The organism is Streptomyces sp. W16 (assembly GCF_033194735.1).
Classification (GTDB): Bacteria; Actinomycetota; Actinomycetes; order Streptomycetales; family Streptomycetaceae; genus Streptomyces.
The window spans coordinates 1-6,391 of the sequence record NZ_JAWOAI010000535.1; the positions used below are offsets into that span (position 1 = coordinate 1).

Annotated in this window: 7 protein-coding genes and 1 pseudogene; 6 read left to right on the forward strand and 2 right to left on the reverse strand. The window is 71.5% G+C overall.

Annotated elements, in window-relative coordinates; all coding sequences use genetic code 11:
- Positions 1-156 (reverse strand): annotated as a pseudogene (locus R6V09_RS42900) (SHOCT domain-containing protein); the annotation flags it as partial.
- Between the two features lie 191 nt (positions 157-347).
- Between R6V09_RS42900 and R6V09_RS42905 the strand changes: the two are divergent.
- The 5 genes from R6V09_RS42905 to R6V09_RS42925 all read left to right on the forward strand — a co-directional run bounded on the left by R6V09_RS42905 (position 348) and on the right by R6V09_RS42925 (position 4,397).
- The gene (locus R6V09_RS42905) at positions 348-914 is read left to right on the forward strand and encodes a TetR/AcrR family transcriptional regulator (RefSeq protein ID WP_317886905.1); all 567 of its coding nucleotides are present in this window, start codon (positions 348-350) and stop codon (positions 912-914) included.
- A gap of 53 nt (positions 915-967) precedes the next feature.
- The gene (locus R6V09_RS42910; RefSeq protein ID WP_317886906.1) at positions 968-1,552 is read left to right on the forward strand and encodes a DUF4865 family protein; all 585 of its coding nucleotides are present in this window, start codon (positions 968-970) and stop codon (positions 1,550-1,552) included.
- 5 nt (positions 1,553-1,557) lie between these two features.
- Positions 1,558-2,466 carry a phosphotriesterase family protein gene (locus R6V09_RS42915; RefSeq protein ID WP_317886907.1) on the forward strand — a complete coding sequence of 303 codons (909 nt, stop codon included), beginning with the start codon at positions 1,558-1,560 and terminating at the stop codon, positions 2,464-2,466.
- Positions 2,467-2,619: 153 nt separating this feature from the next.
- Positions 2,620-3,630 (forward strand): permease, encoded by a 1,011-nt coding sequence (locus tag R6V09_RS42920; RefSeq protein WP_317886908.1) that lies wholly within the window; start codon positions 2,620-2,622, stop codon positions 3,628-3,630.
- Positions 3,627-4,397 (forward strand): TIGR03943 family putative permease subunit, encoded by a 771-nt coding sequence (locus R6V09_RS42925; protein WP_317886909.1) that lies wholly within the window; start codon positions 3,627-3,629, stop codon positions 4,395-4,397. The genes R6V09_RS42920 and R6V09_RS42925 overlap by 4 nt, the downstream gene beginning before the upstream one ends.
- 7 nt (positions 4,398-4,404) lie before the next feature.
- Here the strand turns inward: R6V09_RS42925 and R6V09_RS42930 are convergent, their stop codons facing one another.
- Entirely contained in the window at positions 4,405-5,874 is a 1,470-nt protein-coding gene (locus R6V09_RS42930) for a ketol-acid reductoisomerase (protein WP_317886910.1), read from the reverse strand.
- A gap of 88 nt (positions 5,875-5,962) precedes the next feature.
- Here R6V09_RS42930 and R6V09_RS42935 point away from each other — a divergent pair.
- Positions 5,963-6,391, forward strand: a 429-nt coding sequence (locus R6V09_RS42935; protein ID WP_317886911.1) for a LysR family transcriptional regulator, incomplete at its 3' end; no start/stop codon positions are given.

Below are 6,391 nucleotides of genomic sequence, written 5' to 3' on the forward strand. Positions count from 1 at the left end.
GGGGGCGGGCATCGCGCGCCACGGGGTGACGCGACCGCGCCAGGCGGTGCGGCGGAGCACGGTCACCACGACGCCCACCACGGCCGCCCAGATCAGCGGGAAGAACAGGATCCACGGGCCGGGGCCGCCACCGTTCCAGTTCGCCAGAGTCTGCATGTCGATTCATCTCCAAGGAGTCCCGAGCCCTCGACGGGCTTTCTGTGATGTGTCGAGACTGGCTCCGGGGAGGGGGCCGGGTCGTCGTACGGCCAGCGGCAGTGTGTGTACCTCCCGGGGAGTACGCGAGCGCGTTGCATCTGCTCCAGGGGTGCTCGACTTCTGTACCTACTGGTATGTACAGTCGCCGTATGAGCACGTCGGAGCGACTGATCGAGTCCACCCGTGAGCTGCTGTGGGAGCGCGGTTACGTGGGCACCAGCCCCAAGGCGATCCTGGAGCGCGCGGGCGCCGGGCAGGGCAGCATGTACCACCACTTCAAGGGCAAGCATGATCTGGCGCTGGCGGCGATCCGGCGGACGTCCGAGGAGCTGCGCGCCGGCGCGGAGGGCGTACTCGACGGGCCGGGCACGCCGTACGAGCGGATCGAGGCGTATCTGCGGCGCGAGCGCGAGGTGTTGCGCGGGTGTCCGATCGGGCGGCTGACGATGGACCCGGACGTGATCGCCAGCGCGGAGTTGCGGGAGCCGGTGGACGAGGCGCTCGACCGGATCCGTGAGCGGCTCGCCGGAATCGTCGAAGAGGGCAAGGAACAGGGGCAGTTCGGGCCGGAACTGGACGGCGAGGAGATCGCGGCGGCGGTCCTCGCTACCGTGCAGGGCGGGTACGTCCTGGCCCGCGCGTCCGGTTCGGCGGGCGCGTTCGACGCGGGTGTCCGGGGACTGCTCTCCCTGCTCGCCCCCACGTCTCCCCGGTAGGCGTCCAGTTACGTGCGGACCGGCCGGAAGTACCCTGCCCCAGGAGGCACTTGATGCATGCCATGCAGTACGAACTCACTCTGCCCGGCGACTACGACCTGGACGTCATCCGGGGCCGGGTCGCGCGGATCGGTCATCTGCTCGACGACTGGGACGGGCTCGGCATCAAGGCGTATCTGCTGCGCGAGCGCGGGGTGCACGGTTCGCCGGTCAACCAGTACGCGCCGTTTTACCTGTGGAGCACGGTGGAGGGCATGAACCGCTTCCTGTGGGGCGGTGCCTTCCAGGGGGTCGCCGACGACTTCGGGCGGCCTGAGGTGCTGCAGTGGACGGGCCTCGCGTACGAGGAGGGCGGCGCCGCGAGTGCTCCCGCCGCCGTAGCGGTGCGCCGACGCCGTCGGGTGCCGGAGGGCGTCGAGGTGGCGGCCGTCATGGAGGAGGCCGTGGCCGAGACCCGGAGGCTGGCCGGGGAGGAGGGAGCGGTGCTCGCGGCAGCGGCCGTCGACCCGCGCGGCTGGGAGTTGGTGTACTTCTCGCTCTGGGAGCACGAGGGGCCGAAGGCGGAGGGGGACGTGTTCCAGGTGCTGCATCTTTCGGCGCCGGGGCGGGGCGGGTTGCCGCGAGGCCGGCAGTGGTGAGTGGCGTGGGGGTCGTCCGTACGGTGCTGGGGGATGTGGACCCCGGGGAGCTGGGGGTGTGCGACGCGCACGACCATCTCTTTCTGCGCAGTCCCCGGCTCCCCGGTCAGGAACTGGAGGACGCTTCTGCCGCGCGGGCCGAGTTGGCCGCGTTCCGTTCCGTGGGCGGTGGGTGTGTCGTGCAGTGGACGCCGTACGGGATGGGGCGGCGGGTCGCCGATCTGCCCTCGCTGTCCCGGGCCACGGGTGTGCATGTGGTGTGCGCGACCGGATTGCATCAAGCGGCCCACTACAGCCGGGAGTTGCTGGCGAGCCTGCGCGGTCGGCTGGCCGGGGTGTTCGTCGCCGAGCTGACGGAGGGCGTCGGGCCGTCCGGGGTCCGTGCCGGGGTCATCAAGGTCGCGGGCGGCTTTCATGGCCTCGACGCGCACGACAGGTGGACGATGACCGCCGCGGCCGAGGCGCACCGGGCGACGGGCGCGCCGATCGCCGTCCACCTGGAGTCGGGCACGGGCGCACTCGACGTACTGGACCTGCTGTGCGGGGAGTTGGGCGTCGAGCCGCATCGGGTGATCCTCGGCCATCTCAATCGCTCCCCCGACCACGTGATCCAGCGACAGGCTGCGGAAACGGGTGCCTACCTCGCGTTCGACGGCCCGTCCCGCGCCAATCACGCCACGGACTGGCGCATGCCGGACGGAGTGCGGGCGCTGGCCGAGGCCGGTTTCGGCGACCGGCTGCTGCTCGGCGGGGACACGGTGGTCGCGGGCGCCCGCTCGGTGGACGGCGGCCCGGGGATGCCGTATCTGCTGCGGCGGGTGGGGCCGCGGCTCGCGCTGGAGCTGGGTGAGGAGCTGGTGCGGCGCATGTTCAGGGAGAACCCGGCGCGGGCGTTCGCCGTCGACTGGCGTTGACCCCGCACGGCTCGGCACGGTGGCCGGGAGCGGGTCGATCGACTGGTTGCTCGGCGACGGGATCGCTCAGTGCGTCCCCGCGCCGGAGCCGGTCGTCGAGGGCTGGCGATGGCCCGCTATGTTCGACGCGGACATCGAACATGTGGAGCTCGTGTGCAGACGACGGTTGAGCCGCCCAGAGCGGCGGAGGCGGATGTCGTGGCGGCCGGGTGGCCGCGGTCCTGGCCGCTGCTGTTGCTGGGGGCGGCCGTCGTTCCCGGTCTGGTGCTCTTCTCCGTCGGGCGGTGGCTGGACTCGCCGGCCGTGCAGGCCTGGCGGACCGTCTGTCTCGCCATCACCACGCAGGCGCTGCCCTTCCTGCTGCTGGGCACAGCACTGTCGGGGGCGATCAACGCATTTGTACCGGCGCGGGTGTTCACGAGGATCCTGCCGAAGCGGGCCGCGTTCGCGGTGCCGGTCGCCGGGGTCGCGGGGGTCGTCCTGCCGGGCTGCGAGTGCGCGTCGGTACCGGTCGCCAACAGTCTGATCGGGCGCGGGGTGACCCCGGCCGCCGCGTTCGCGTTCCTGCTGTCGGCGCCCGCGATCAACCCGGTTGTGCTGACCGCCACCGCGATCGCGTTCCCCGCCAGTCCTGTCATGGTGCTGGCCCGGCTGCTCGCCTCGCTCGCCACCGCCGTGGTGATGGGCTGGCTGTGGCTCTGGCTGGGGCGTGAGGAGTGGCTGCGCCCGGTCGCGCGCCACACCGGGCACCGGCCGGGGCACAGCCGCTTCACGGAGTTCCGCACCGGCTTCCAGCACGACTTCCTGCACGCCGGCGGCTTCCTGGTCGTCGGCGCCATGGCCGCGGCGACCTTCAATGTCGCGGTGCCGCGTTCCGTGCTCGACACGTTCGCCGGTTCGCCCTGGCTGTCGGTCCTGTTCCTCGCCGCGCTCGCGATCATCCTGGCGGTCTGCTCCGAGGCCGACGCCTTCGTGGCGTCCTCGCTCACGGGCTTCTCCCCCACCGCCCGGCTGGCTTTCATGGTGGTCGGCCCCATGGTGGACCTCAAGCTGATCGCCCTCCAGGCCGGCACGTTCGGCCGGGCCTTCGCGGCCCGCTTCTCCGCCGCCACCACGGTCGTCGCGGTCCTGTCCAGCGCGCTGATCGGAGCCGTACTGCTGTGAGACGCCCCCTCCAGGTGACCCTGCTCGTCCTCAGCGGCCTGGGCCTGCTGCACGCCTCGCTCTTCACCGACCTGTGCCTGCGCTACGTCAAGCCGAGCATGCGCCCGATGCTCGTCATCTCAGGGTTCCTGCTGATCCTGCTCGGCATCGCAGAGGCATGGTCGCGGTCACGGCAGAAACCGGGCGTGGACGACCACCACATGGGCCATGACCACATCGAACACTCCGACGAGCACATGGGGCACAACCACTCCAAGGTGCCCCGCGTCGCCTGGCTGCTCTTCCTCCCCGCGCTCAGCCTCCTCTTCTACGCCCCACCCGCCCTCGGCGCCTACACCGCCTCCCGCGCCGCCCCCAAGGCCGTCCCCCAGCAGGACTCCTTCGATCCGCTGCCCGCGACCTCACCGCTGCCGATGACGCTCACCGACTTCACCACCCGCGTGCAGCAGGACCGCAAGGGGACCATCAAGGGCCGCACCGTCCGGATGACCGGTTTCGTCACGCCGGACAGAGGAAGCACCTCCTGGGACCTGACCCGCATCATGATCTCGTGCTGCGCGGCGGACGCCCAGTCCATCAAGGTGCGGGTCTACGGCATCCCGGCCCTGGCCGCCAACACCTGGGTGACGATCACCGGGACCTGGCACGCGGGCGGAACCCTGGGCACGAGTTCCGCCCCGGCCGCGCTCGACGGCGTCACCGTCGAGAAGGTCGCCAAGCCGGTGAACGCCTACCAGGACGCCCTGCCGTTCCCGACCTCGCGCTGAGCTGCGCTTAGGCCACGAAAATGTCCACGGACGGCCGCAGTTTCGCCGCCGCGGCCAGGGCCTCGTGCATGGGGTGCGTGTCGAACGCCGTCAACAGGGCTTCGTCCGCCGGGAGTTCGGCGGCCGGGTAGGCGATCTGCTCGTAGGCAGCCTGAAAGCGCGGGCCCCAACGGCGGGCGCCCAGACGGGCCGTGCGGGAGCAGTTGTCGATCATGTACGCCACATCGCGGGCGTGCATGTAGGGCAGCAGGGAGTCCACCGCCTCGATGACCGACTCGTTGACGATCTCCGACCACGGGTGGCCGCGCTCGGCGAACTCGTCGACCTGGGCGGTCATCGTCGCCACGAACACCCCGGCGGTGAACGGCTCGACGGGCAGGGCCCGTTCGGCCCGGCGCGCCCGCACCTCCGCGCCTACGGCCCACATCGGTGAACCGCCGATCCTGGTCATCTCCCTTGCCCCCAGCCGCCGTTCGGCCAGGACGACGCTGCGCAGCTCGGTGCCGTCGGCGACCTCGTCGTAGATCTCGGCGACGATCTCGCGGGCGGGGCCGTACGTCGCCGAGTACGCGCGGTCGAAGACCTCACGGCCGGCCGGGTCCAACTCCTCGCGGACTGCGCGGAGTCCGGCGTGCGAGATCGTGCGGGCGATGGGTCCGGTGACGTTCTCGCAGGAGCGCTCGTACGCGGTCACCGCGTCGTCACCGGCCAGCCGGTAGCGGGTGAACAGGCTCTCGACGATGCCGTGGACGGCACCGGCCAGAATGGCGCGTTCGCCGACGATGTCGGAGCGGTACTCGCTCTCCAGGGTGGTGCGGAATGTGTACGGCGAGCCGAGCGCGACCGACCAGGCGAGCGCGCGGTCGGTGGCCTTGCCGTCGGGGTCGGCGTGGACGGCGTAACTGCTGTTGATTCCCGCGCCGTTGATCTCCGCGCCCTGTTCGTAGAGGCGGCGCACGGAGTCGCCCATGCCCTTGGGGCAGACCGCGATCACGCCGTGTCCGGGCGGGAACTCGCCGCCGGTGGCCCGGAGATGACCGAGCAGGAAGCCGTGGGAGAGGCCGATGGTGGCGCCGGGCTTGAGGGCCGCGAAGATCTCCTCGTGGTGGGCGGCGAGGGCGGCGTCCGCGATGAGCAGGATCACCAGGTCGCTGTCGGCGGTGACGGCGAGCCAGTCGCCGAGCGTGCCGTCCGCCTCGGTGAAGCCGTGCGCGCGGGCGTCGGCCGCGGATGCCGAGCCGGGGCGCAGTCCGACGCTCACCCGGATGTCCGTACCGGCGAGGGAGTCGCGCAGGTTGCGGGCCTGGGCGCGGCCCTGTGGGCCCCAGCCGATGACGCCGATGCGGCGGACGCCGGCGAAGGCCTGCGGGAGCAGCGGGAAGAGGTGTCGGCCGCCGCGCAGGATGGTCTCCGTGCCGCCGGGCACGTCCATCGTTTCGAGGCTGAAGACGGCGGAGGTGTGCGTGATCGAGGTCATGGTCGAGTTGTAGGCTCCGGGCGAGTATTGCGGCAAGCGCAATCTGCGCAGCGGACTGTTGCGCGAAGTGAAAGGGCCAGGTCACGGGATGCGGGACGACCGTCGGGAGCTGCATCTTTTCCTGCATCTGGCGCAGACCCTGAACTTCGGGCGGACGAGTCTCGACTGTCATGTGAGTCCGGCGACGCTGACGCGGACCGTGCAGCGGCTGGAGGCCGGCCTCGGGCACCGGCTGTTCGACCGCGGGGCGCGCGGGGTGTCGTTGACGGTGGAGGGGCACCGCTTCCGTGAATACGCGGTCCAGGCGCTGGAGTTGTGGCGTGCCTACCGCGAGGAGCATCCCGACCCGGCCGAACTCACCGGCAGCCTCACCCTGTTCGCCACGGTGACCGCCTGCCAGGCCCTGCTGCCCGACCTGTTGGCGCCGTTCCGGGCCGCGCATCCGCAGGTGCGGCTCGATCTGCGCACCGGTGACGCGGCGGCGGCGCTGGCCAGGCTCGACGAGGGGGAGGTCGAC